Annotated in this window: 25 protein-coding genes and 2 pseudogenes; 19 read left to right on the forward strand and 8 right to left on the reverse strand. The window is 59.3% G+C overall.

The features are described from left to right. Positions 1 to 3 precede the first annotated feature (3 nt). Positions 4 to 315, forward strand: coding sequence for a YqfO family protein (locus BUB69_RS07065; protein ID WP_073163787.1), 312 nt, complete (start codon positions 4 to 6; stop codon positions 313 to 315). A gap of 115 nt (positions 316 to 430) precedes the next feature. Here BUB69_RS07065 and BUB69_RS07070 read toward each other — a convergent pair whose 3' ends face one another. Continuing rightward, the gene (locus BUB69_RS07070; protein ID WP_073163790.1) at positions 431 to 994 is read right to left on the reverse strand and encodes a L,D-transpeptidase family protein; all 564 of its coding nucleotides are present in this window, start codon (positions 992 to 994) and stop codon (positions 431 to 433) included. A gap of 54 nt (positions 995 to 1,048) precedes the next feature. Next, positions 1,049 to 1,600 carry an NUDIX hydrolase gene (locus BUB69_RS07075; RefSeq protein ID WP_073163793.1) on the reverse strand — a complete coding sequence of 184 codons (552 nt, stop codon included), beginning with the start codon at positions 1,598 to 1,600 and terminating at the stop codon, positions 1,049 to 1,051. Between the two features lie 150 nt (positions 1,601 to 1,750). On the opposite strand from BUB69_RS07075, the gene BUB69_RS07080 reads away from it, so the two are divergent. From BUB69_RS07080 to purT, 5 genes are all read left to right on the forward strand, one after another. Beyond that, positions 1,751 to 2,347 (forward strand): CoA pyrophosphatase, encoded by a 597-nt coding sequence (locus tag BUB69_RS07080; RefSeq protein ID WP_073163796.1) that lies wholly within the window; start codon positions 1,751 to 1,753, stop codon positions 2,345 to 2,347. A 58-nt stretch (positions 2,348 to 2,405) separates the two neighbouring features. Beyond that, positions 2,406 to 2,930 carry a gamma carbonic anhydrase family protein gene (locus BUB69_RS07085; RefSeq protein WP_073163800.1) on the forward strand — a complete coding sequence of 175 codons (525 nt, stop codon included), beginning with the start codon at positions 2,406 to 2,408 and terminating at the stop codon, positions 2,928 to 2,930. After that, positions 2,930 to 3,148 (forward strand): DUF1289 domain-containing protein, encoded by a 219-nt coding sequence (locus tag BUB69_RS07090; protein ID WP_024685927.1) that lies wholly within the window; start codon positions 2,930 to 2,932, stop codon positions 3,146 to 3,148. The genes BUB69_RS07085 and BUB69_RS07090 overlap by 1 nt, the downstream gene beginning before the upstream one ends. A gap of 97 nt (positions 3,149 to 3,245) precedes the next feature. Further along, positions 3,246 to 3,713, forward strand: a complete 468-nt coding sequence (locus BUB69_RS07095) for a preQ0 transporter (protein ID WP_073163804.1) — start codon at positions 3,246 to 3,248, stop codon at positions 3,711 to 3,713. A gap of 103 nt (positions 3,714 to 3,816) precedes the next feature. Next, positions 3,817 to 4,998, forward strand: a complete 1,182-nt coding sequence (gene purT / locus BUB69_RS07100) for a formate-dependent phosphoribosylglycinamide formyltransferase (RefSeq protein ID WP_073163809.1) — start codon at positions 3,817 to 3,819, stop codon at positions 4,996 to 4,998. A gap of 52 nt (positions 4,999 to 5,050) precedes the next feature. Here purT and BUB69_RS07105 read toward each other — a convergent pair whose 3' ends face one another. The 4 genes and pseudogenes from BUB69_RS07105 to BUB69_RS07115 all read right to left on the reverse strand — a co-directional run bounded on the left by BUB69_RS07105 (position 5,051) and on the right by BUB69_RS07115 (position 8,743). After that, positions 5,051 to 6,373, reverse strand: a complete 1,323-nt coding sequence (locus tag BUB69_RS07105) for an MFS transporter (RefSeq protein ID WP_073163814.1) — start codon at positions 6,371 to 6,373, stop codon at positions 5,051 to 5,053. A 300-nt stretch (positions 6,374 to 6,673) separates the two neighbouring features. After that, positions 6,674 to 7,390, reverse strand: a pseudogene (locus BUB69_RS29535) (transporter associated domain-containing protein); the annotation flags it as partial. 80 nt (positions 7,391 to 7,470) lie between these two features. Then, positions 7,471 to 7,918, reverse strand: a pseudogene (locus tag BUB69_RS29540) (DUF21 domain-containing protein); the annotation flags it as partial. Between the two features lie 12 nt (positions 7,919 to 7,930). Further along, positions 7,931 to 8,743: a cytochrome C assembly family protein gene (locus BUB69_RS07115; protein WP_073163820.1), complete on the reverse strand. Its 813-nt coding sequence runs from the start codon at positions 8,741 to 8,743 to the stop codon at positions 7,931 to 7,933. 213 nt (positions 8,744 to 8,956) lie between these two features. On the opposite strand from BUB69_RS07115, the gene ffh reads away from it, so the two are divergent. The 11 genes from ffh (at position 8,957) to BUB69_RS07170 (ending at position 22,475) form a co-directional block, all read left to right on the forward strand. Continuing rightward, a complete protein-coding gene (ffh, locus tag BUB69_RS07120; RefSeq protein ID WP_004878868.1) occupies positions 8,957 to 10,333 on the forward strand; it encodes a signal recognition particle protein in 1,377 nt (458 codons plus the stop codon). Positions 10,334 to 10,580: 247 nt separating this feature from the next. After that, entirely contained in the window at positions 10,581 to 10,838 is a 258-nt protein-coding gene (rpsP, locus tag BUB69_RS07125; protein ID WP_024685933.1) for a 30S ribosomal protein S16, read from the forward strand. Positions 10,839 to 10,843: 5 nt separating this feature from the next. After that, a complete protein-coding gene (gene rimM, locus BUB69_RS07130) occupies positions 10,844 to 11,383 on the forward strand; it encodes a ribosome maturation factor RimM (protein WP_073163825.1) in 540 nt (179 codons plus the stop codon). A 5-nt stretch (positions 11,384 to 11,388) separates the two neighbouring features. Next, a complete protein-coding gene (gene trmD, locus BUB69_RS07135) occupies positions 11,389 to 12,141 on the forward strand; it encodes a tRNA (guanosine(37)-N1)-methyltransferase TrmD (RefSeq protein WP_004878872.1) in 753 nt (250 codons plus the stop codon). Between the two features lie 44 nt (positions 12,142 to 12,185). Then, the gene (gene rplS, locus BUB69_RS07140) at positions 12,186 to 12,536 is read left to right on the forward strand and encodes a 50S ribosomal protein L19 (protein WP_002552524.1); all 351 of its coding nucleotides are present in this window, start codon (positions 12,186 to 12,188) and stop codon (positions 12,534 to 12,536) included. Between the two features lie 103 nt (positions 12,537 to 12,639). After that, positions 12,640 to 13,536, forward strand: a complete 897-nt coding sequence (gene xerD, locus BUB69_RS07145; protein WP_073163828.1) for a site-specific tyrosine recombinase XerD — start codon at positions 12,640 to 12,642, stop codon at positions 13,534 to 13,536. 145 nt (positions 13,537 to 13,681) lie between these two features. Next, positions 13,682 to 14,422, forward strand: a complete 741-nt coding sequence (dsbC, locus tag BUB69_RS07150; protein WP_073163831.1) for a bifunctional protein-disulfide isomerase/oxidoreductase DsbC — start codon at positions 13,682 to 13,684, stop codon at positions 14,420 to 14,422. Between the two features lie 146 nt (positions 14,423 to 14,568). Beyond that, positions 14,569 to 15,873 (forward strand): homoserine dehydrogenase, encoded by a 1,305-nt coding sequence (locus BUB69_RS07155; RefSeq protein WP_073163834.1) that lies wholly within the window; start codon positions 14,569 to 14,571, stop codon positions 15,871 to 15,873. Positions 15,874 to 15,936: 63 nt separating this feature from the next. Then, positions 15,937 to 17,346 (forward strand): threonine synthase, encoded by a 1,410-nt coding sequence (gene thrC / locus BUB69_RS07160; protein ID WP_073163837.1) that lies wholly within the window; start codon positions 15,937 to 15,939, stop codon positions 17,344 to 17,346. A 187-nt stretch (positions 17,347 to 17,533) separates the two neighbouring features. Continuing rightward, the gene (locus BUB69_RS07165; RefSeq protein ID WP_425439354.1) at positions 17,534 to 21,091 is read left to right on the forward strand and encodes a transporter substrate-binding domain-containing protein; all 3,558 of its coding nucleotides are present in this window, start codon (positions 17,534 to 17,536) and stop codon (positions 21,089 to 21,091) included. Positions 21,092 to 21,215: 124 nt separating this feature from the next. Beyond that, positions 21,216 to 22,475 (forward strand): EAL domain-containing response regulator, encoded by a 1,260-nt coding sequence (locus BUB69_RS07170; protein WP_073164358.1) that lies wholly within the window; start codon positions 21,216 to 21,218, stop codon positions 22,473 to 22,475. Here the strand turns inward: BUB69_RS07170 and BUB69_RS07175 are convergent. Then, entirely contained in the window at positions 22,448 to 23,110 is a 663-nt protein-coding gene (locus BUB69_RS07175) for a response regulator (RefSeq protein ID WP_073163844.1), read from the reverse strand. The genes BUB69_RS07170 and BUB69_RS07175 overlap by 28 nt on opposite strands. A 381-nt stretch (positions 23,111 to 23,491) precedes the next feature. Between BUB69_RS07175 and BUB69_RS07180 the strand changes: the two genes are divergently transcribed. Next, entirely contained in the window at positions 23,492 to 23,788 is a 297-nt protein-coding gene (locus BUB69_RS07180) for a DUF3509 domain-containing protein (protein WP_073163849.1), read from the forward strand. Between the two features lie 160 nt (positions 23,789 to 23,948). Here the strand turns inward: BUB69_RS07180 and BUB69_RS07185 are convergent, their stop codons facing one another. Continuing rightward, the gene (locus BUB69_RS07185) at positions 23,949 to 24,827 is read right to left on the reverse strand and encodes a TIGR02285 family protein (RefSeq protein ID WP_073163853.1); all 879 of its coding nucleotides are present in this window, start codon (positions 24,825 to 24,827) and stop codon (positions 23,949 to 23,951) included. A gap of 274 nt (positions 24,828 to 25,101) precedes the next feature. On the opposite strand from BUB69_RS07185, the gene BUB69_RS07190 reads away from it, so the two are divergent. Continuing rightward, positions 25,102 to 25,644, forward strand: a complete 543-nt coding sequence (locus tag BUB69_RS07190; protein ID WP_003314240.1) for a YaeQ family protein — start codon at positions 25,102 to 25,104, stop codon at positions 25,642 to 25,644. The last annotated feature ends 14 nt before the right edge of the window (positions 25,645 to 25,658 follow it).

Consider the following 25,658-nt stretch of genomic DNA (forward strand, 5'->3'; position numbering starts at 1 on the left):
CACATGTACAAGCTCGCCTTCTTTGTTCCGCCGAGTCATGTGGACGAGGTCAAGAGCGCCGTATTCGCTGCAGGTGCAGGGCGAATCGGCGCTTACGACCAATGCTGCTGGCAGGTGCTCGGCCATGGTCAGTTCCGTCCGCTGGATGGCAGTCAGCCGTTTATCGGGCAGGGCGGTGTGGTCGAGCAGGTGGAGGAGTGGAAGGTCGAGCTGGTCGTGGCCGACGAGCTGATTCAGCAGGTTGTGGTGGCGCTCAAGCAAAGCCATCCCTATGAAACGCCGGCTTATGAAGTGTGGCGACTGGAAGACTTCTAGGTCATCGCCAAATCGTTCTCGCGCTCATCGTGATAAACGCGCTGCATCTTCAGCGACTGTGTCGGCCTGTTCGTGAGCAGGCGCAGGCCCACGAAGTGTGCATTCAGCGGTCAGGCTAGGGCCGTATCTCGATCATCGTCCCGTCTTTCACCAGATCCCATATCTCGCGCATGTCGTTGTTCTTCAGCGCGATACAGCCGTTGGTCCAGTCCAGGGTGTGAAAGTACCATTCCGGGTACTCCTCATCCACGGGCGTGCCATGGATCATGATCATGCTGCCCGGCTTCACCCCTTCGCGACGCGCCCGTGCCGAATCTGCGATGTTGGGGTAGGAAATGTGCATCGACAGGTTGTAGTTGCCGCTTGGCTGGCGCCAGTCGAGCCAATAGAAGCCTTCCGGGGTGCGTTGGTCGCCTTCCTGAAGTTTGGTGCCTTTGGGGTTCTTGCCCAGAGAAATACGGTAGGTCTTGAGCGCCTCGCCGCCACTGATCAACTGCAACTGCCGTACTGATTTGAGCACCAGCACCTTGTCGATCTTCTTGCCGGCAATAGGCTCGGTATTGATGACCTTGTTGTTGATGATCTTCTGTTCGCTGCCCTTGGGCACGATGGTCTGGGTGAACGCAGCCTGTGACAACGGGACGAACACTATGCAAACAAAAGCGAGCAACCAGCGCATTACCATTTCCCTGACGACCTGTGAGCAAGCCGATCCTGACTGTGCGAACTTGAATTAAGTGGTATGTATCGGGCGCGATGGAGGGAGGGCACTGGTATGAACCGGGTAAACCTGCCGACGCCGATCCGCGAAGAAGCATTCTAGGGTACGCCTGACCGTCAGGAAAGCCAGGTCTTGCCACGGAATGTCGGCTTCCTCGAATAATTGAACTTCGAGGCTCTCGACACCGGCCGCGAAGTCGTCGGTGGCCATTTCGCCGCGATAGAACACGTGCACCTGATTGATATGCGGCACATCGATGATTGCGTACAGATCCAGCTCGCTCAGCGTCGCGCAGGCTTCCTCGACGGTTTCGCGCCGGGCGGCCTGTTCGATCGTCTCGCCGTTCTCCATGAAACCGGCGGGCAGCGTCCAGAAACCCAGGCGTGGCTCGATCGCGCGACGGCACAACAGCACTTTATCGCCCAGCGTGGCCAGGCAGCCGGCGACGATGTTCGGGTTCTGATAATGGATGGTCTGGCAGTGTTCGCAGACATAGCGCAGACGGCTGTCGCCTTCGGGGATGCGCTGGATAACGGGTTTGCCACACTGGCTGCAAAAATTCATGGTGTCAGTCGATAGTGGATGCAGGCGCTATCTTGGCCCGTCCCGCCGTCCATGAGCAAGCGTCCATGTCACATGACTTGTCCTGCAAGGGGTTGGGCACTTGGCTGCTTTGGTGCATGATGCCAGGCAGGCAACAGATCGAGATTTCCCATGCTGGATGAGCTACTTCGCCGTGTAGTCAGTCACACGCCAGACACCCTCGAGACGGATCGACTCTTTCCCGAGGCTGCGGTGCTGGTGCCTGTCACGCGCAGTGACGAACCTGAGTTGATCCTGACCCTGCGCGCCAGTGGGCTTTCCACTCATGGTGGCGAAGTCGCGTTTCCCGGTGGGCACCGCGACCCCGGAGATCCCGACCTGATTTTCACCGCACTGCGTGAAGCCGAGGAAGAAATCGGCCTGCCGCCCGGTCTCGTGGAAATCGTCGGCCCCTTGAGCCCGCTGATTTCCAAGCACGGTATCAAAGTGACCCCTTATGTGGGTGTGGTTCCCGATTTTGTCGAGTACCGGCCTAACGATGGCGAGATCGCTGCCGTGTTCAGTGTGCCGCTGGAGTTCTTTCGTCAGGACACTCGCGAACACACGCATCGCATCGATTACGAAGGTCGCAGTTGGTACGTCCCCAGCTATCGTTATGGCGAATACAAGATCTGGGGGCTGACGGCGATCATGATCGTCGAACTGGTCAATGTGATGTACGGCACGAAGATCAGCCTGCATCATCCGCCCGAACGCTCCACCACCTGAACGCCGTGTCATCCATAAAGAGTCATGCCCACGAGCGTGGCCAGCCTGAGGAAAGTGCATGAAATACCGACTGGGAGAATCCCGCGTTCAGACCGACCCGCACAGCTGGGTTGCGCCCAATGCGGTATTGATCGGCAAGGTCAGGCTGGAGGCGGGCGCCAGTGTCTGGTTCAACGCGGTATTACGCGGTGATAACGAGCTGATTCATATTGGCGAGAACAGCAACGTGCAGGACGGCACAGTCATGCACACCGACATGGGGTCGCCGCTGAACATCGGCAAAGGTGTGACCATCGGCCACAACGCTATGCTGCACGGCTGTAGCGTCGACGATTTCAGCCTGATCGGTATCAACGCGGTCATTCTCAACGGCGCAAAGATCGGGAAATACTGCATCATTGGCGCCAATTCGCTGATCGGCGAAGGCAAGGTCATCCCTGATGGCTCTCTGGTGATGGGGTCTCCGGGTAAAATCGTCCGCGAACTCACCGATGTGCAGAAGAAAATGCTCGAAGCCAGCGCCGCCCATTACGTACACAACGCCCAGCGCTACGCCCGCGATCTAGCCGTGCAGGAAGAGTGATGAGCACTGAATCGATTATCGAAAAGCCGGTCCGTTCACCCTGTGTCAGCATTTGCGCACTGGACGAGGACGATGTCTGCACCGGTTGCCAGCGCACCGTGAGCGAAATCACCCGCTGGAGCCGCATGAGCAATGACGAGCGTCGTGTCGTGCTGGGTCTGTGCGATGACCGGGCCAGGGCCAGCGGCATGATGTGGACGGTGGGTGGCAAGGGCTGAGCCCTGGCGAGGAGCGATGAGCAGCCCGTAACCATTCCCACCGCTGCGCCCGCGGCTGCTACCATTGGCCCCCATTTTTTCAGGCAGCAGTACCGCCATGCTTTTTCTGATCGCTTATATCGGCAGCGTCGTGCTGATCAACTTCGCATTTTCCAGCGCACCGCACCTGGACATCATCTGGTCGGCGTGGGGCGGGTTGGTCTTTGTGTTGCGCGATATGGTGCAGATCCGTTTCGGCCACGGCGCGATTCTCGCCATGCTGGCCGCGTTGGTGCTGTCGTACATCACCAGTGATCCAACCATTGCCCTGGCCAGCGCCACGGCGTTCGCAGTCTCCGAGTGCATCGACTGGCTGGTGTTCACCATCACCAGGCGTCCGTTGCGTGACCGCCTGTGGATCAGCTCTGCGCTGAGTATCCCGCTGGACACCTTCATCTTCTTCGGCATGATCGATGCCCTGACAGCGCCGGTTGTGCTGACTGCCTTGCTCTCCAAGTTCGCTGGCGTGACTGCCGTCTGGATGATCATGGCCTGGCGTGCGCGCAACAACGCTTGTCCGGGTTGAGCCCCCATTTGCCGGGGCTTCGTGGTAAATTGCGCGCCTTTCTCCACAGCGGTCGCTCGCACACGGCGGGCTGCCCTCGATATCTGCTCCACGAGGACCTGAGATGACTCAAATCGGAACTCCACTGTCGCCTACCGCGACGCGCGTACTGTTCTGCGGCAGCGGCGAACTGGGTAAGGAAGTCGTGATCGAGCTGCAACGCCTGGGCGTCGAAGTGATTGCAGTCGATCGCTATGCGAACGCGCCGGCCATGCAGGTGGCTCATCGCAGTCATGTGGTCAACATGCTCGACGGCGCTGCACTGCGTGCCGTGATCGAGGCCGAAAAGCCGCATTTCATCGTTCCGGAAATCGAAGCCATCGCCACCGCCACGCTGGTGGAGCTGGAAGCGGAAGGTTTCACCGTTATCCCGACCGCGCGCGCAGCCCAGCTGACCATGAACCGCGAAGGCATCCGTCGCCTGGCCGCTGAAGAGCTGAAGCTGCCGACCTCGCCTTACCACTTTGCCGACACCTTCGAGGCTTACAGCAAGGCCGTCGAGGACCTGGGCTTCCCGTGCGTGGTCAAGCCGGTCATGAGTTCTTCCGGCAAGGGCCAGAGCCTGCTCAAAAGCACTGACGACGTGCAGAAGGCCTGGGATTACGCTCAAGAGGGTGGCCGTGCCGGCAAAGGTCGGGTCATCGTCGAAGGCTTCATCGACTTCGATTACGAAATCACCCTGCTGACCGTGCGCCATGTGGGCGGCACCACGTTCTGCGCACCGGTCGGTCATCGTCAGGAAAAAGGCGACTACCAGGAATCCTGGCAGCCACAGGCCATGAGCCCGGCAGCGCTGGCAGAGTCCGAGCGTGTAGCCAAGGCCGTGACCGAGGCGCTGGGTGGTCGTGGGATCTTCGGCGTCGAGCTATTCATCAAGGGTGATCAGGTATGGTTCAGCGAAGTCTCGCCGCGTCCGCATGACACGGGCCTGGTCACGCTGATTTCGCAGGACCTGTCGCAGTTCGCGTTGCACGCACGCGCCATTCTTGGCCTGCCGGTTCCGCTGATCCGTCAGTTCGGTCCATCCGCTTCGGCCGTGATTCTGGTTGAAGGTCAGTCGACGCAAACCGCGTTTTCCAACCTCGGTGCCGCACTGGCCGAACCGGACACGGCCTTGCGTCTGTTCGGCAAGCCGGAAGTCAATGGCCAGCGCCGCATGGGCGTAGCCCTGGCACGTGACGAGTCCATTGAGGCCGCTCGCGCCAAGGCGACCCGCGCATCGCAGGCGGTCAAGGTCGAGCTGTAAAATTGTCCCTGATCGTGCCCATGGGCACGATCAGGGTTAATTGTGAATGTGTTCAACCCACCCGATTCAAATCATCATTGCGTGTCTCTTTCAGGCACAGCACCGCCAGCACGCTGATCAGCGCTGCTGCCGACACATACCCGCCCACCCAGCTCAAACCGCCCATCGCCACCAGTTTCTGGGCGAAGAAGGGTGCAACCGACGCCCCGACAATTCCACCCAGGTTGTAGGCAGCCGACGCGCCGGTGTAGCGCACCTGCGTGGGAAAAAGCTCAGGCAGCAGCGCACCCATCGGTGCAAAGGTCACGCCCATCAGGAATAGCTCGATGCACAGGAACAACGCTACGCCCCATGTGGTGCCGTGGGTCAGCAGGGGTTCCATCGCAAAACCTGACAAAATTGCCAGCACGCCACCGACCAGCAGGACCGGTTTGCGTCCATAACGGTCGCTCGCCAACGCCGCGAGTGGCGTGGCAGCCGCCATGAACAGCACTGCAAAGCACAGCAGGCCCAGGAAGGTTTCGCGGGTGTAGCCCAGTGTCGAGACGCCATAACTCAGCGAAAACACCGTCGAGATGTAAAACAGCGCATAGCACACCACCATCGAGGCGGCACCCAGTAGCATGGGCTTCCAGTGATCGCGGAAGGTCTCGACAATCGGCATCCTGACCCGCTCATGACGCGCCATGGCCTGGGCAAAGACCGGTGTTTCTTCCAGCTTCAGGCGCACGTACAGCCCGACCATGACCAGCAACGCGCTGAGCAGAAACGGAATACGCCAGCCCCATGCGCGGAACTGTTCGTCGCTCAGGGTCATGGCCAGCGTCAGGAACAGGCCGTTGGCGGCCAGGAAACCGATGGAGGGCCCCAGTTGCGGGAACATGCCGAACCAGGCGCGCTTGCCCTTGGGCGCGTTCTCCGTCGCCAGTAACGCGGCTCCGCCCCATTCACCCCCCAGGCCCAGACCCTGGCCGAAGCGCAGTACACACAACAGAATCGGAGCCCAGGCGCCGATGGTTGCGTAGCCGGGAAGCACGCCAATCAAGGTGGTACAGATGCCCATCAGCAAGAGCGAGGCGACCAGCGTCGACTTGCGGCCGATACGATCACCGAAATGGCCAAACAGCGCCGAGCCCAGCGGGCGAGCAAGAAAGGCGATGCCGAACGTCAGAAACGACGACAGCATCTGTGCGGTGCCGGATGTCTGCGGAAAGAACACCGGACCGATTACCAGGGCAGCGGCGGTGGCGTACACGTAGAAATCGTAAAACTCGATGGCAGTGCCAATGAAGCTGGCCGTCGCAACGCGAGTCGCAGAGTTCACGGGTGGCGTTGCGACAGTGTCGTCTTCATGAACGGTTGAGGTGCTGGTCATGCGGTTATCCCTGACGGTCGGCTTGTCTGTCGGTGCGCGGATGCACGCCAGCAAGCATTCGTTATTGTGATAGTCGTGTCATGTTGGCGCAGCGCTGAGCAGCGTAGCCCGGTTGGGCAGGGGCGTGGCTTCGCTCGTGGATGGAGCGTGAGCCAGATAAGGCGTGGGGCGATCAGGCTACCGGGAGTTCGCGTCCTGTGCGGGTAGCACAACGAAAGCCGGGCTTGGATAAGCGTTTCGATTATAGGAAGCAGTCCGGCTCTGAAACAAGTGCTTACAGAGCCGCTGTGACGTCGATCGCTACTTGAAAACCCTGCTGGGGGCGTTCTGCCACATGGCAACCCGTTTGACGCGGTTGTCTTCGGTTTCAAGAATTTCCAGCCGGTACGGGCCTATCTTCAGGCAGACCGGGGCGTCGGGGATGGTTTCCAGGGCTTCGGTCACCAGCCCGTTCAGGGTTTTCGGGCCGTCCGACGGCAAGTGCCAACCCAGGCTTTTGTTCAGGTCGCGTATGGATGCCGCGCCTTCCACTTCAAGCCGTCCATCTTCCTGGCGTTTGATGTGCGGGTTGTCCAGCGCCTGCTCGTTTTCGAATTCGCCGACGATTTCTTCGAGAATGTCTTCCAGCGTGACAATCCCCAACACTTCGCCGTACTCATCGACTACCACGCCAAGACGACGCTGCTGTTTATGGAAGTTGAGCAGTTGCAGTTGCAGCGGCGTGCTTTCAGGAACGAAATACGGTTCATAACAGACCGCCAGCAATTGCTCCTTGGTCAGCGTGCCCTTGGGCAGCAGGTGGCTGATTTCGCGTGTGTTGATCACGCCCTGCACCTGATTGATGTCGTTGTGAAACACCGGCAGGCGTGTATGGCGCGAAATGATCAGCCGCTCGATGATCAGCTCGATGGAGTCATCGAGGTTGACGCCATCCACTTCGCTGCGAGGGATCAGGATGTCATTGACCGTAATGCTGTCCAGCGCCTGTACGCCTGACAGCACGTTGGCCTGCGGATAATGTTCGTGAACGCCATCGTGATGAACGGATTTTTGCGCTTCTTCGTCGAATTCCCGGCCAGGATCCTGCGCGTTGCCCTTCAGCAATGGGCGCAACAGGGTTTTGGCGACGACGTTGAACACGTACGTCGCTGGCCAGAGGAGTTTCATGGGGATGCGCAGCAGGCCATTACCCAGCAGCAGCGTTGAAACAGGATAACGGCCCGCCAGGCGGCGCGGCATGTATTCGGCAAACACCAGCATCACGCCAGCCGTGCCCAGCCAGGCGACAGTAGGCCCGTTATAGAACCAGTAATCGGCTGCGATCAGGGTGGCGATGACGGTGATCAGCACCTTGATCAGCGTGTTGCTGAGGATCAGGCTGTTGAGATTGAACGCCAGTTCGGGAAACTCCGCTCCGCCCGGGCGGCTGCCTGCGCGCAGTATCTTGAGTTGCTGGTGTGCAGTTTCGACAGCGGTGAACAGGCCGGACCAGAGTATCAATAGCGCCAGCACGCCAAGCAGCGGGCCGATGGGCAGGTTATCCATGATCGTCGCCCGTCAGATATGCAGAATGAATTCGCGTACCAGCTTGCTGCCGAAATAGGCCAGCATCAGCAGGCAGAAGCCGCCCAGCGTCCAGCGAATGGCCTTGTGCCCACGCCAGCCCAGGCGGTTACGGCCCCACAACAGGACACTGAACACTATCCAGGCCAGACAGGCCAACAGGGTTTTGTGAGCCAGGTGCTGGGCAAACAGATTCTCGACGAACAGCCAGCCCGAGATCAGCGACAGCGACAGCAGGGTCCAGCCCGCCCACAGGAAGCCGAACAGCAGGCTCTCCATGGTCTGCAGCGGCGGGAAGTTCTTGATCAGACCCAACGGGTGTTTGTGCTTGAGCTGATAGTCCTGGACCAGCAGCAGCAACGACTGAAACACCGCAATGGTGAACATGCCGTAGGCCAGCAGCGACAGCAGGATATGGCTCAGGATGCCGGGTTCTTCTTCGATCGGCTGCACTGTGCCGCTGGGCGCAAATTGCGCCAGCAGGGCGGTGATCATGCCGAGCGGAAACAGCAGGACGAGAAGGTTTTCAACCGGAATGCGCGCCGTGGCGATCAAGGTCACTGCGATAACCGAAGCTGCAATAAGGCTGGCCGAATTGAAAAAATCCAGGCCAAGGCCTGCGGGGCGTGCCAGTTGCGAGAAAAGACCAATGGCATGAGCGATGACGGCCAGAGTGCCAAGCAGGCAAAGCAGCCGTTTGTCGGGCCTTGTGGTCTGGCTCAGGCGAAGGCCCTGATAGGCGGTCGCAGCGGCGTAAAGGCTGGCGGCGGCGAGGCTGGGAAGCAGGCTGGGTGGCAAAGGGGACATAGATCCTGAAGGACGGGCCTGGAAAGAGGGTGAGTTTGGCATAGAACCCACAAATCACGAAAGGCCACAGAAGCAGTCTGCGTGGTGTCCGTGCAGCGGAGTCTTCGCTATAATCCGCGACCTGCTCAAGCCGCAGGCTCGCCGAGCGCCATTTCTGCATCACGGGCCGGGCCGCATCAACCGGGGTTCGACGAGAGCCTGAAAGGATCGCGCATGTTTGAAAATCTGACAGACCGCCTCTCGCAGACGCTTCGCCACGTAACTGGCAAAGCCAAGCTGAACGAGGACAACATCAAAGATACCTTGCGCGAAGTGCGTATGGCTTTGCTCGAGGCCGACGTCGCTTTGCCCGTGGTGAAGGACTTCGTCAACAACGTCAAGGAACGTGCAGTCGGCACCGAAGTGTCGCGCAGCCTGACGCCGGGCCAGGCGTTCGTGAAGATCGTCCAGGCCGAGCTCGAAAGCCTGATGGGCGCGGCTAACGAAGACCTGGTGCTCAACGTCACGCCACCGGCCGTCGTGCTGATGGCCGGCCTGCAGGGTGCGGGCAAGACCACCACCGCAGGCAAGCTGGCACGCTTCCTCAAAGAGCGAAAGAAGAAAACCGTGATGGTGGTGTCGGTCGACGTGTATCGTCCCGCCGCCATCAAGCAGCTGGAAACCCTGGCCAACGACATCGGCGTGACGTTCTTCGCGTCCGACATCAGCCAGAAGCCAGTGGACATCGCCCAGGCTGCTATTAAAGAAGCGAAGCTCAAGTTCATCGATGTCGTGATTGTCGACACCGCCGGCCGTCTGCACATCGACGCCGAGATGATGGGCGAGATCCAGTCCCTGCATGCGGCGGTCAAGCCGGCCGAGACACTGTTCGTCGTCGACGCCATGACCGGCCAGGATGCTGCCAACACCGCCAAAGCCTTCGGCGATGCGCTGCCACTGACCGGCGTGATCCTGACCAAGGTCGATGGCGATGCGCGTGGCGGTGCTGCATTGTCGGTGCGGGCAATTACCGGCAAGCCGATCAAGTTCATCGGTATGGGTGAAAAGAGCGATGCGCTCGAACCATTCCATCCGGACCGTATAGCCTCCCGCATCCTGGGCATGGGCGATGTGCTCAGCCTGATCGAGCAGGCCGAACAGACCCTCGACAAGGACAAGGCCGACAAACTGGCCAAGAAGCTGAAGAAGGGCAAGGGCTTCGACCTCGAAGACTTCCGCGATCAGCTGCAACAGATGAAGAACATGGGCGGCCTCGGCGGCCTGATGGACAAACTGCCGAGCATCGGTGGCGTCAATCTCTCTCAGATGGGCAACGCTCAGGGCGCAGCCGAGAAGCAGTTCAAGCAGATGGAAGCCATCATCAACTCGATGACTCCGGCCGAGCGTCGTGATCCTGATCTGATCAGCGGCTCGCGCAAGCGCCGCATTTCGATGGGGTCGGGCACTCAGGTTCAGGACATCGGGCGTCTGATCAAGCAGCACAAGCAGATGCAGAAGATGATGAAGAAATTCTCCGCCAAGGGCGGAATGGCAAAAATGATGCGCGGCATGGGTGGAATGTTCCCCGGCGGCGGCATGCCAAAGATGTGATTGTGTCGCGCGCGGAGTGTCTTGCGCGCGTCCCGCATGGGGGGTGACCCCCGCTCAGCCCGCGTTGTGCGGGCTTCTACCTGCTGTCATACCGACAGCGCTCTGGCAAATCTGGATGGCACGCCGATAGGCACCGGAAAAAGACATTTGCAAAAGTCGGGATATTCCTTAGAATATGCGGCCTTTCGGGCACCTATGCCCGCTGTGCATCTTAGATTTGCAGCACCGACTACAGGAACGATGTTCAATGCTAACCATCCGTCTTGCCCTTGGCGGCTCCAAAAAGCGCCCGTTTTACCACTTGACCGTTACCGACAGCCGCAACGCTCGTGACGGTTCCCACAAGGAACAAGTAGGTTTCTTCAACCCGGTTGCCCGTGGTCAGGAAATCCGTTTGTCCGTTAACGAAGAACGCGTCAACTACTGGTTGAGCGTGGGTGCACAAACTTCCGAGCGCGTTGCACAGCTGCTCAAAGAGCACAACAAGGCAAAGGCCGCGGCCTGAGTCTTATGAACGCGACGCCTGCACCTGCCGACGATCTGATCGTCATTGGCAAGATTTACTCAGTTCATGGCGTTCGCGGCGAAGTGAAGGTTTTTTCCTTTACTGATCCGATTGGAAACCTGTTGGACTACAAAACCTGGACGCTTCGGCGCGAAGGCAGCGTTGAGAAGCAGGTTGAGCTGGTCAGCGGACGCTTGCAGAGCAAGTTTCTGGTCGCAAAGCTCAAAGATCTCGATGATCGTGAAGAAGCCCGTCTTCTGTCCGGTTACGAAATCTGCGTGCCGCGTAACCTGTTCCCTGATCTGGACGATGGCGAGTACTACTGGTACCAGCTTGAAGGCCTCAAGGTCATTGATCAACACGAGCAACTGCTCGGGAAAATCGATCACCTGCTCGAAACCGGTTCGAACGATGTAATGGTTGTAAAGCCCTGCGCGGGTAGCCTAGATGATCGCGAACGCCTGTTGCCCTATACGGAGCAATGCGTGTTGGCAGTTGACCTGGATGCTGGCGAGATGAAGGTGGATTGGGATGCGGACTTCTGAGTGCCATGGCTAGCCTACGCATAGAAGTCATCAGTCTGTTTCCCGAGATGTTTTCCGCCATCAGCGAATACGGTATTACCAGCCGTGCGGTGAAACAGGGGCTGTTGCAGCTCACTTGTTGGAATCCGCGGGATTACACCACTGATCGCCATCACACTGTGGATGATCGCCCATTTGGCGGTGGTCCGGGCATGGTGATGAAGATCAAGCCCCTTGAAGATGCTCTGGTTCAGGCCAGGCAAGCGGCGGGGGATGCGGCGAAGGTGATCTACCTGTCGCCACAAGGCCGCAAGCTGGATCAGTCTGCGGTACGCGAACTGGCGCAGGAGGACGCGATTATCCTCATCGCCGGTCGTTATGAAGGCATTGACGAGCGCTTTATTGAGGCTCATGTCGATGAAGAGTGGTCGATTGGTGACTATGTTCTTTCCGGTGGCGAGCTGCCGGCGATGGTCCTGATTGACGCGGTTACGCGGCTGCTGCCTGGAGCTTTAGGGCATGTGGACTCCGCGGAGGAAGATTCCTTCACGGACGGTCTGCTGGATTGCCCGCATTACACCCGACCTGAGGTGTATGCGGATCAGCGTGTTCCCGACGTGTTGCTAAGTGGCAATCACGCGCACATCCGGCGTTGGCGTTTACAGCAGTCCCTCGGGCGGACCTATGAACGACGCGCTGATCTTCTGGAAAGCCGCTCGCTTTCTGGAGAAGAGAAGAAGCTGCTGGCGGAATACATCCGCGAGCGGGACGATAGTTAACGTATCGATGGTCGATCCAGACGGATTACCTTAGGAGCACCAGCATGACTAACAAAATCATTCTTGCCCTCGAAGCAGAGCAGATGACCAAAGAGATCCCTACCTTTGCCCCAGGCGACACTATTGTCGTTCAGGTGAAAGTGAAGGAAGGCGACCGCGCTCGTCTGCAAGCCTTTGAAGGCGTTGTAATTGCCAAGCGTAACCGTGGCGTGAACAGTGCTTTCACTGTTCGTAAAATCTCCAACGGTGTTGGCGTTGAGCGTACTTTCCAGACTTACAGCCCGCAAATCGACAGCATGGCTGTGAAACGTCGCGGTGACGTTCGCAAGGCCAAACTGTACTACCTGCGTGACCTGTCCGGTAAAGCAGCTCGCATCAAGGAAAAACTGTCCTGATACAGTTTTTCGATGCATAAAAAAAGCAGCCTTCGGGCTGCTTTTTTGTTGTCTGGTGTTTAATGATTGACCTTCCCGCTCCTGTACAAGCCCCCGAGTAGCCATGCCTGCCATCGACCATCCGCTGATTGACCAGTTTCTAGACGCTCTCTGGCTGGAAAAAGGCCTTTCCGACAACACCCGTGACGCCTACCGCAGCGACCTGGCCTTGTTTAACGGCTGGCTGCAGGAGCGCAACATCGATCTGCCGAGCGCGGGGCGCGAGGCGATTCTCGATCATTTGGCGTGGCGCGTGGATCAGGTCTACAAGCCGCGCTCAACCGCGCGTTTTCTGTCGGGTGCGCGCGGTTTCTACCGCTATCTGTTGCGCGAAAAGCTGATCGCAGTCGATCCTACCCTGCAGATCGACATGCCCCAGTTGGGCAAACCGCTCCCCAAGTCACTGTCCGAAGCGGATGTCGAGGCGTTGCTGGCGGCACCGGACCTGAGCGAAGCCATCGGTGAGCGGGATCGGGCGATGCTGGAAGTGCTGTACGCCTGCGGCCTGCGTGTTACGGAACTGATCAGTCTGACACTGGAGCAGGTCAACCTGCGTCAGGGTGTACTGCGGGTGATGGGCAAGGGCAGCAAGGAGCGTCTGGTGCCGATGGGCGAAGAGGCTATCGTCTGGGTCGAGCGCTACATGCGCGGCGCTCGGGACGAACTGTTGAACGGTCGTCCCAGTGACGTCCTGTTTCCCAGTCAGCGCGGCGAGCAGATGACCCGACAGACCTTCTGGCACCGGATCAAGCACCAGGCCATGGTTGCCGGCATCGATAAATCCTTGTCACCTCACACGTTGCGCCATGCGTTTGCCACGCATTTGCTCAACCATGGCGCCGACCTTCGGGTGGTGCAGATGCTGCTGGGGCACAGCGACTTGTCGACCACGCAGATCTATACTCATGTAGCACGCGCCAGGTTGCAGGACCTGCATGCCAGGCACCATCCGCGAGGGTAGTTACGGCTGCAATTTCCGACGCGTCTGACGTCAGTCCGGGTCGGTGTTACAGGCCTTATGTGATAGGCTTTGCCGGTTTCGCAGAACCAGACCGACCTTCTCCCTCTCAGCAGTGGTTCGTCTGTCCGCCGTCATAGGAGTTTTCATGCGCTTGCCCCAGATTTTCGCTGCCGCCGTCGTTGCACTGGCCGGCACGTTCAGTACGTTTGCCCAGGCCGATGCCGCCCCTGAGCAGGCCATTCGCAAGACCCTTGATACGCTCCAACTGGAACTGCCGGTTGAAAGCATTGCGCCCAGCCCGCTCAATGGCCTCTATGAGGTCAAGCTCAAAGGCGGCCGCGTTCTGTACGCCAGCGCCGACGGGCAGTTCGTGGTTCAGGGTTACCTGTTTCAGGTGCAGAACGGCAAGCCGGTCAATCTGACCGAGAAGACCGAGCGTCTGGCCATTTCCAAGACCATCAACGCCATTCCCGCTGCCGAAATGGTGGTCTATCCGGCGGTCGGCGAGACCAAATCGCACATCACGGTATTCACCGACACCACGTGCCCTTACTGCCATAAGCTTCACGAAGAAGTCGGCCAGTTGAACAAGATGGGTGTCGAGGTGCGTTACCTTGCGTTCCCGCGCCAGGGGCTGGGTTCGCCGGGTGACCAGCAGTTGCAGGCTGTCTGGTGCTCCAAGGATCGTAAAGCGGCCATGGATCGCATGGTCGATGGCAAAGACATCAAGGCCGCCAAGTGCGACAACCCGGTCACCCGGCAATACGAACTGGGTCAGTCCATTGGGGTAAACGGCACGCCGGCGATTGTCCTGGCCGATGGTCAGGTCATTCCGGGCTATCAACCCGCAGCCCAGGTTGCCAAACTGGCACTGGGTGCCAAGTAGTTCGTGTCAGGCGTTCTGGTCGTCGGGCACGCCCGCGACCTGACATGACGGCCTTGCCGTCGTCTCGCTAAATTGTGGTCGCGTGGCGATACGCGACTGTTTTTCACAGTCGATTCAGGTTCGGCTGTTTTTCGGGGAGTTCATCAGTGAAACCGGTCAAAGTAGGCATATGTGGGCTGGGTACTGTCGGTGGCGGTACTTTCAACGTACTCAAGCGTAACGCCGAGGAGATTGCCCGCCGTGCCGGGCGTGGAATCGAGGTCGCGCAAATTGCGGTTCGTACACCAAACCCCAACTGCCAGATTACCGGTACGCCTACGACCAGTGATGTGTTCGCTGTTGCCAGCAACCCTGAAATCGACATCATCATCGAGCTGATCGGTGGCTACACCATCGCGCGCGAACTGGTGCTCAAGGCCATCGAGAACGGCAAGCACGTGGTCACCGCCAACAAGGCGCTGATTGCCGTTCACGGCAACGAGATCTTTGCCAGGGCTCGCGAGAAGGGCGTCATTGTCGCCTTCGAAGCAGCCGTCGCGGGCGGCATCCCGGTCATCAAGGCGATTCGTGAAGGCCTGTCGGCGAACCGCATCAACTGGGTCGCCGGCATCATCAATGGCACTGGCAACTTCATCCTCACTGAAATGCGTGAAAAGGGCCGCACGTTCCCTGACGTGCTGGCTGAAGCCCAGGCGCTGGGTTACGCCGAAGCCGATCCGACTTTCGACGTTGAAGGTATCGATGCGGCGCACAAGCTGACGATTCTGGCGTCCATCGCGTTCGGTATCCCGTTGCAGTTCGACAAGGCTTATACCGAAGGCATCACCAAACTCACCACCGCTGACGTGAACTACGCCGAAGCGCTGGGCTATCGCATCAAGCATCTGGGTGTGGCGCGCAGCACCGCCCAAGGTATCGAATTGCGAGTACACCCGACCCTGATCCCGGCCGATCGTCTGATCGCCAACGTCAACGGTGTGATGAATGCGGTGATGGTCAACGGTGATGCGTCGGGTTCGACCCTGTTCTACGGTGCAGGCGCTGGCATGGAACCTACAGCGTCGTCGGTCATCGCCGATCTGGTCGACGTCGTACGTGCCATGACCTCCGACCCCGAGAACCGTGTGCCACACCTGGCCTTCCAGCCCGATTCGCTGTCGGCTCACCCGATTCTGCCGATCGAAGCCTGCGAAAGCGCCTACTACCTGCGCATTCAGGCCAAGGACCATCCGGGCGTGCTGGCGCAGGTGGCGAGCATCCTGTCCGAGCGCGGCATCAATATCGAATCGATCATGCAGAAAGAAGTCGAAGAGCATGACGGTCTGGTGCCCATGATCCTGCTGACGCATCGCGTGATCGAACAGCGCATCAACGACGCCATCAAGGCTCTGGAAGCCCTGCAGGACGTTGTGGGCCCGGTGGTTCGCATCCGTGTCGAACATCTGAATTAACTTCAGCTGCAAGCCTGCGGCTGCACGCTGCGGGCTTGAAGCTCAAACCAAAGGTTTGATCCCATGCGCTATATCAGTACTCGCGGCCAAGCGCCTGCGCTGAATTTCGAAGACGTGCTGCTGGCTGGCCTGGCCACCGATGGCGGCTTGTATGTTCCTGAAAACCTGCCGCGCTTCACTCAGGAGGAAATTGCTTCCTGGGCAGGCCTGCCGTATCACGAGCTGGCCTTCCGGGTGATGCGTCCCTTCGTGACCGGCAGCATCCCGGACGCCGACTTCAAACAGATTCTTGAAGAGACCTACGGCGTCTTTGCTCACAGCGCGGTCGCGCCGCTGCGTCAATTGAACGGCAACGAGTGGGTGCTTGAGCTGTTCCACGGCCCGACCCTGGCGTTCAAGGATTTCGCCCTGCAACTGCTCGGTCGTCTGCTGGATTACGTGCTGGCCAAGCGCGGCGAGCGCGTGGTCATCATTGGCGCCACTTCCGGCGATACCGGCTCGGCTGCCATCGAAGGCTGCCGCCGCTGCGACAACGTCGATATCTTCATTCTGCACCCGAACAATCGTGTGTCCGATGTTCAGCGCCGTCAGATGACCACCATCTTCGGCGACAACATCCACAACATCGCCGTGGAAGGAAACTTCGACGACTGCCAGGAGATGGTCAAGGCCAGCTTCGCCGATCAGAGCTTCCTGAAAGGTACGCGTCTGGTCGCGGTCAACTCGATCAACTGGGCGCGGATCATGGCCCAGATCGTCTACTACTTCCACGCCTCGCTGCAACTGGGCGGCCCGGCGCGTTCCGTGTCGTTCTCCGTGCCGACCGGCAACTTCGGCGATATCTTCGCCGGCTACCTGGCGCGCAACATGGGGCTGCCGATCAATCAGTTGATCGTGGCCACCAACCGCAATGACATCCTGCACCGCTTCATGAGTGGCAATCAGTACGTCAAGGAAACCCTGCACGCCACGCTGTCGCCGTCGATGGACATCATGGTGTCGTCCAACTTCGAGCGTCTGCTGTTCGACATGCACGGTCGCAACGGTCTGGCCATTGCCGAGCTGATGAACAGCTTCAGGCAAGGTGGTGGTTTCAGCGTTGAAGAAGAGCGCTGGACCGAAACGCGCAAGCTGTTCGACTCCCTGGCAGTCAGTGACGAGCAAACCTGCGAAACCATCGCCGACGTGTTTGCAAAAACCGGCGAGCTGCTGGATCCGCACACGGCGATCGGTGTCAGAGCCGCTCGTGAGTGCCGTCGCAGCCTGGACACGCCGATGGTGATTCTGGGCACGGCGCATCCGGTCAAATTCCCCGAGGCTGTGGAGAAGGCAGGCGTAGGAAAAGCGCTTGAGCTACCTGCACATATGTCTGATCTTTTCGAGCGTGAGGAACGCTGCACGGTCCTGCCAAATGACCTGAAAGCCATACAGGCGTTCGTCAGCCAGCACGGTAACCGCGGCAAGCCGCTCTGACAGAATCGTTGTGTAACAACTTTAGGCCCGCCATCTGGCGGGCCTTCTCGTTTCTACGTGCCAAACTTCGGATGTTTTCAGTTCAGTCGGGTCGGGTGTTGTGAAGCAGGCAAGTATGCGAAGGATCGTCAGGATGACAGGCAGGGTCGAGGAGGGCAGCGCATGGCGCCTGTTATTCCTGCTGCTGATGATTTTCTTCACCCAGTCGGTCAGTGCAGCGCAAAGTCTGCCCTTTACCCTGACCGCTCCGTTTCTGGTGTCCGAGGACCTGCCTCTGGATGAACAGGATCGACAATGGCTGGACCAGCACAAGGTCATTCGGGTCGGCATCGCCATTGCCGATTACGAGCCCATTGATATCACCAGTGACCGTAACCGCTATCAAGGCATCAGTGCCGATTACCTGAGTATGGTCGGTGATCAGTTGAACGTGTCGATGCAAGTCACCGGGTTTGCCCAGCGTGACGAGGCCATCGAAGCGTTGCGCAAGGGCACCATCGATGTACTGACCAGCGCAAATGGCTTCGAGCGCGGCGTCAAAGGCCTGGCCTTCTCCACAGAATACATGCCGGACCGTTCGGTCGTGGTGGGTCGTGGCAACGATTTGAGTCCGTCTCTTGGGCTTGAGGGCAAGAAAGTCGTTCTGCTGGACGGCTATGCCGACTCAGACGTCGTGCGTAGCGTTTATCCCGGCAGCAGGATTATCATCGCGCCCAACCTGTACAGCGCGCTGGAAGCCCTGAGCCAGGGCGAGGTGGATGTCTTCATCGGCAATGAAGTGATCGTGCGTTCCTACATCGCGTTGCGCCCCTATCTCGGGTTGCAGATCAAATTCGAAAGCGCGTTGCCTCCGGTAGGCTTTGCGTTTGCGGTACGCGAGCATGAGCAGCGTTTGCTCGCGCTTTTCGACCGTGCGCTGGCCGGCATCGATCCTTCGGTCTGTCGCGAGGTGTTGAGTCGCTGGACCATGGGGCTGGGTGCTGATCTGGTGGGGCAGCGGGTCAGCGTCACCGGTGCCGAACGGCGCTGGATGCTCAAACATCCCGTCGTCACTGTATCGACCACTCAGCATCCACCCTATATCTACAAGGACAAACATGGCCATTGGGTAGGGCTCAACATCGATGTGCTGGCGCGTATATCGCGCATGACGGGCTTGCAGTTCGTCCACCGCGAAGTGCCGTCCACCCGCGAGAGTATCGAGGCGCTTCGTAACGGCATGGCGGACATGAACACGACCCTTGCCGAGAACGCCGAGCGTCGAGGTTTTCTGGATTTCACCTACTCCTTCGGCGGCAACAACTGGGTGTTCGTGGTGCGCTCCGAGAGTTCTTCGGATGTCTCCCTGGCAGGTCTTGAAGGACGTGTGCTTGCGTTACCTGCCCGTCACGCACTCGAAGACCAGATCAGGCGCGAATACCCCGGCATCCAGTTAAAGCTCGTTCATACCTACGATCAGGCGCGGGCGCTGGTTGAAAGTGGCGTTGCCGATGCCTCGATCCAGAACGAGGCCGGCGCTTATCTGTTTCCCTCCGGCAAGCTCAAGGTGGCTCGCAGTGTGGACGGAAAATGGTCGCCTGACCGCTTTTCGGTGGTCAAGTCACAGCCCGAACTGCTCGGCATCCTGAACAAGGCGCTCGAAGAATTTCCCGTCGCCGAGTTGCGCTCCATTCGGGTGAAATGGCTGGGTTCGATGCTGCCCCAACCCTCTCTCTGGAGCCGCATTCCCGATTGGGTGATCTGGGTAATGACCGTGGCCATGCTGGTCGGGCTGGTGTCGCTGGTGTGGAACAGTCGGCTCAAGGCGCAGATTCGCCAGCGTCTCAAGGTGGAGCGACAACTCAGCGACCAGTTGGCCTTCAAACGTGCGTTGCTCGACGGGATTCCCAACCCCATCTATGTACGCGACCTCAGGGGGCGTCTGATCTCCTGCAATCGCAGTTACGAGGACAGCTTCGGTGTCAGCTTCGAGCAACTCAACGGCCGTCGCCTGACGGACGTTGACCTCATTCCGCGCCCTGTCGCCGAGCAGATGCATGCGGACTACCTGAAGTTACTGGAAGACCATCGTCCGGTCTTTGCCGATCGCACACTGGAAGTCCTGGGCAAGCGTCTGGACGCCTGGCAGTGGACGGTGCCGTTCTTCGGTGCTGATGGCCAGTTGCAGGGTTTGCTGGGTGGCTGGGTCGACATCACCGAGCGCAAGCGTCTGGAGCGCCAGCTCGAAGAGGCGTTGCGCCACGCCGATCAGGCCAATGAGGCCAAGAGCGCGTTTCTGGCCAGCATGAGTCATGAGATTCGCACACCAATGGGAGCAATCATCGGGCTGCTCGAGCTGGAGTGTGAGCAGGCGCTGCGTGAAGGGCATGCGCCCTCCGAAGGTCTGAAGGTGGCACACCGTTCAGCCACTGAACTTGTTGCACTGGTGGGCGACAGTCTCGATCTGGCCAGGATCGAGGCCGGGGAAATGCAATTGTCCCTCGCAGTGACGTCGCTGCGTGGGTTCTTCGAAGGCGTGGTTCAGCTGTTTTCCGCTCAGGCCAGGGCAAAGGGGCTGCAGCTTCGGCTGGATTTTTCGGCGCAGGCCGAAGGTGATTACTGGCTCGATTCCCTGAGGTTGCGTCAGGTTCTGCATAACATTGTGGGCAATGCCTTGAAGTTTACCGAGGAGGGGTCGGTCGTTGTGACGGTCCGGCTGCTTGACCGGTCCGATCACGCTTCGCACATTCAAATCGATGTCGAGGACAGTGGCGCAGGCATCGAGCCGGAGCGCCAGCAGCAGGTGTTCAAACCGTTTACCCAGGCCAGCGTCGACACCGCAGCGCGTTATGGCGGCAGTGGGTTGGGGCTGAGCATTTCGCGTCAGTTGGTGGAGCTGATGAAGGGCCAGATCAACCTGCAGAGCGAGCCTGGAAAAGGTACGCGGGTGATGATCGACCTGACGCTTGCCAGGGTTGAGCACGCTATCGCTCCCGATAGCGAACCGCATGGGTCGCTCACCCAGCACAAGAGTCTGGAATTGCTGGTGGTCGACGATCTTTCTGCCAATCGCATGGTGCTGACCCGGCAGCTGGAGTTTTTAGGGCATCAGGTAGTCCCTGTCCAGAGCGGAGAGGCGGCGTTGCAGGCGTGGCGGGAGGGCGTGTTCGACGCTGTGATCACCGACTGCAACATGCCCGGCATAAGCGGCTATGCGCTGACCGAAGCCATTCGACGGGTCGAAGCGCAGACGTTGCGCCGGCGTTGCCCGGTCATCGGTTGTACCGCGAACGCCATGAACGATGAGGTGCAGCGTTGCGAGCGTTCAGGTATGGACGGCCTGCTGACCAAGCCCGTGTCACTGGAACATCTGGCGCAGTCGCTGACAAGGCTGGTCCGCGATCCCACGTTCGATATCCAGACGCTGCATCGTATGACCCAGGCCAATGACCAGCAGATACAGCGGTTGTTGGCTGAACTCTGGAAAAACCTGCTGCATGAGCATTCGCTTCTGGAGTCGGCAGTCCATTCGCAGGACTGGCAGGGCCTGGGGGCGTCGCTGCATCGTCTCAAGGGCGCAGCGTGCCTGGTCGATGCGTTGCCGCTGGCAAAGGCCTGTGCGGCTCTGGACGAAAGCACCTTGCGCGAGGCCTCGGCAGAAGTGCGTGAGCGCTGGCCTGTTCTTGAGGCGGCCATCGACAGCTTGCGTCAGGACATAGAGCTTCATCTTGTCGAGTTGCCTGAAGTGTCGCCTCAGTCTGGTTGAGTACCAGGGCACAACGTGTGAACGCCAAGCTGTGTTTTAAGACTTGTCCTATGGGACGCAGAACCGCGAGTGTCTAGAGTGAACGCTCTTCTGGCCTGACGGCTGCGACTCGATAGGCATGATTGTGCGCTCACTCAAGGTTCTGATCCTCGAAGATCATCCCTTCCAACTGATGGCGTTGCATCAGATGCTCAACGCCCTGCAGGTTTTCGATGTGCGCACGGCCGAGAGCGTCGAGGATGCCCTGCAGTCGTTGCACTGTCGTGGTCCTGTGGATATCGCCATTTGTGATCTGCAGATGGAAGGGGCGGACGGTCTGGAGTTGATTCGCCATCTGGCGTCCGAACGGCGGGCAAATGCCTTGATCGTGCTCAGCAGCACGACCAGCTGCGTGCTGGAGGGCGTAGCCCGATTGGCTGTCGATCAGGGGCTTGAAGTCTTGGGCTGTCTGCAGAAACCCGCCTCGGCTGCGGTCCTGCGCGAGCTGCTCGATACCTATGAACACAATGCCGCCGAACGCCATGAGCCCGTGTCGGAGCGTCCATTGCAGAAGCCGTTGAGTGTGCATCAGTTGTTCTGCGGCCCGTCGAATGCATCCTGTGCAGCGCAGTGGATCGCCCACTTTCAACCCAAGGTCAGCCTGGATGGTGACGTGCTTGGGGTTGAGGCGCTGGTTCGCTGGCAGCACCCGGTGCTTGGTCTGCTGGCGCCCGGACGCTTTATGGACATCATTGAAGCGCAAGGACTGATTGTCCCATTGACCTGGCGCGTACTGGATCAGGCGTTGGCGCTGTCTGCGCAATGTCTGCGCGAGCGGGGGCAGACGCTACCGGTGTCAGTGAACATTGCCCCGCAGGTCTTGCAGCAGGCCGATTTCATGGAGCAGGTCACACAAGCGCTGGCGCGTCATCAGGTGCCAGCCGATGCCCTGACCCTGGAGATTCTCGAGCAGGATGACGCAGGCCTGCAGGCCTGGCCGATGGAGGTGCTGTTACGTCTTTGCATGCAGGGCTGCAAGCTGTCGATCGACGACTTCGGCATGGGGGCTTCGAACATCGATCGCCTGCTGCAGCTACCGTTCAGTGAGCTGAAAATCCCGACCGACTTCGTGCGGGGGATGGCCGAAGATGCTCGCAAGTCGGCGGTCGTGGCGGGCGCGATGCTCATGGCGCAACGGTTGTCGATGACGGTGGTGGTCGAAGGTGTCGAGACTCTGGATGACTACCATAGTCTGCTGGCGCTGGAGGCGTCGGCAATTCAGGGCTACTTCATTGCTCGGCCGATGGCGGCAGCAGACCTCGTTCGCTGGCTGGATGAGCGCAGCAGGACGCGTGCCGCTGTCCGTGGTGCTGTGGTTCAGGACAGTCCGTGCTCCTGCAAATAGATAAACAGGGCGGCCTCGTTCGCCAGGCCGAGTTTGCGCATGGCGCTGACCTTCTGGGCGCTCACCGTCTGCTTGCTGCGGTTGAGTTGAGTGGCGATCTGGCCTACCGCATGGCCCGCTGATAGCAGGCGCAGCACTTCAAGTTCTCGGGGCGACAACTGCTCGAAGGCCAGCGGCGCGTCAGGGCCGTGATGCTGTGCGTCCTGCAGGACCCTGCGCACCGAGTCGGCCAGAAACACCTGACCACTGCGAACGCTTTCAATCGCCACCGGCAACTCGCCTGCCACGCTGGCTTTGCTCAACAGGCCTTTGACGTTAAGCGCCAGCATGGCCTGAAACAGACCGGCATTGCTTAGCGTGGTCACCACCACCACAGGCAGCGTGGGGAAATCCCGTTGAATGCGTTGCAGCAGACGCAGCCCGTCGCCCTGCTTTTCGGCAGGCATCATGAAGTCCGTCACCAGCACATCACAGGCGTGGTTCTTGAGCGCCATCAACAGTTCGTCCGGATCACTTGCCTCGGCAATCACGGTTGCAGCGTCATCCTGCTCCAGAACGACTCGCAGTCCGATCAGGAAGATAGGGTGGTCATCAGCCACGATGATACGCAAGGGCGGGGCGTTGGAAGCGCTCAAGGTCTGGCTCCATGGAGGGATGGCAGGCTCGGCACGAACAGTGGCTGCGCTCGCCGACGTTTCGTACAGGTCCTAATGGTATTGCATCTGACGCGGCTGTTTGTAAGGGCAGGCAGTGGATAAGCGATTTGTAGGATGTTGATCTGATAATTGATGAAAAATCCTACGCAATGATGACGGCCTGGTGAACCCGACCGCATTGTCCATGCACAACCTGGCGCAAATCTGCCTCTGAAGTGCAGTTTTTTCCCTGTCACATTCGACAGGCATGCTCGAATGCCGAAAGAGTCGCTATGACCGGGCAGCAGGAAAGAACTTTGTGCCTGTGCCGATGGTCATTGATAAGCACCTTTGCATTCAAACTGTTGAGTGGTGATCTATATGGAAAATATCAGCTTACTGCTAAGTGAAGCGCTTGCTCCCTATCAGGCCGTTATCGGCCCGGCGGGCGCTCACGGTGAGCGTCTGGTGACGCTGAAAGATAGGTCGGGTGCCTGCGTGGTCGAACGCACATTCACTGCTGATCAGCTCAGTGACAAACGCCAGTTGACGGACGTTGTCGATGGACTTCACCGCGATCTGATGGTTGCAGAGGGCAGAATCGAGCCCTGCATGATCGCCGCGATGCGCAATGCCGAAATCAGCCGCACATTCGTCGGCGCTCCGGCCTTCGGATGATTGCCGGCCGGAACCTTATGGTTGCCCGGCGCTCTTATACGGTATGTCAGGACTGATCATTGTGCTCCGGTGATCAGGGTCTGACGTACTGGTCTTAAAGGCCACGTTTACCCCGGTCAGCCGCTCTGCTGTCCGGGGTTTCTTTTTTGTGGAGGCGGGTTTACGGGGACGGGCTGGCCTCGAATATCGCCTTCACATCCTGCAGGTATTGCGCACGCTGTTCAGGCGCCAGCCACTGGGCGTAGAGCCCCATCAGGCTGCTCTCGCGCAGGGTGCGCATTTCCCGATTGATCGAGGCAATCGCCTGTCTCCCCTGTGCTGTGTTACTGCAACCGATGTAAGCCGGTTGGTAGGCGGGGTTGTCCTTGATCGGCACAAACACCAGTTCTTCTGGATCAATGCCTTGCTGCAGCGCCTGATAACGTACCTCGAACCAGAAACCAAGCATGCCTTGCAGGCGGCCCGCCCGCGCCATCTGCAGCAGGCTGCCGACGGCGTCGCTGCCGTAATGCAGGCTCAGGTCCTGCTCCTGGGTGGTCTGCAGCGTCTTGTCGATCACCCCGCCATAACTGCGCTCGGCCACGATCCCCAGTTTGATCGTCTTGCTGGCCATCAGCTCGTCAAAGTCGATCTTTCCCTCGGAGATGAAGGGCTTGAACCGGTCCATTTCCTCTTTGCGCACAATCAGCCCGCTACTGAACAGGACAAACGTGGGGATTGAAAACGCGATGATTCTGGCACGCTCCGGTGTCCACAGCATGGTCGGGTCACAGCTGAGTGAGGTGCCTTCGGTCAGTATCTGCATTGCCCTGGCCCTGTTGACCCGCATCAGGACGTGGTCGTATTCGGGCATCCTTGCAGTCAGTTGCGGCATGAGTTGATCGATGGCGCCCTGTCCCTGCATCGCTCCCGAAAAGATGGTCGAAGGCGGCAGGTCGCGCAGCAGCCAGGTCAGGGTCTCGCGTGCCTGACTCGGGGTCGACATGGCAGGCAACAGCAGCACGAGCAGCGTTGCGCAGTACGAGGCACGAAAAGTCATTCGTTGGTGTCATCCTCGAAAGTTTTTCAGTCAGTCACGGTTGCCAGACTGCAAGGCTTTGAGTCGCCCCAGCGTGACGGGGTCACATCCAGCCGGTAGACACAGTAAGTAACAGGCTAACCCAATTTCCTTGTCAGGCAAGTGAACGCCCGCCAGGCTGGAGGTTACGCGGTGAATGCGCCGCCGTTCGAGGGTTCGACGCAGAGCCGATTCGTTCGCCGGGCCCGCATCGGGTAGACTTGGCCTCTTTCCTCCAGACTCTAGAAGCCCGTTCATGGCCCAGCCGTCCACGACCTATAAATTCGAACTGAACCTCACCGATCTTGACCGGGGCGTTTACGAAAGCGTCAAGCAGACCATTGCCCGCCATCCCTCCGAAACCGAAGAGCGCATGACCGTGCGTTTGCTGGCCTACGCCTTCTGGTACAACGAGCAGCTTTCCTTTGGCCGTGGTCTGTCTGATGTAGACGAGCCGGCGCTGTGGGAAAAAAGCCTCGACGACCGGGTTCTGCACTGGATCGAAGTGGGCCAGCCTGATGCTGATCGACTGACGTGGTGCTCGCGTCGCACTGAGCGAACAAGTCTGCTGGCTTACGGTAGCCTGCGGGTCTGGGAAGGCAAGGTCATTCCGGCCATCAAGAATCTGAAGAACGTCAATATCGCGGCCGTTCCACAAGAGGTGCTTGAGGTACTGGCCAAAGACATGCCACGCGTTATCAAGTGGGATGTGATGATCAGCGAAGGCACAGTGTTTGTCACCGATGACCGTGGCCAGCACGAAGTCCAGCTGCAATGGCTCGCTGGCGAGCGCGGCTGACACCGCGCTGCCCA

It is taken from the genome of Pseudomonas asturiensis (assembly GCF_900143095.1).
GTDB classification, from domain to species: Bacteria; Pseudomonadota; Gammaproteobacteria; order Pseudomonadales; family Pseudomonadaceae; genus Aquipseudomonas; species Aquipseudomonas asturiensis.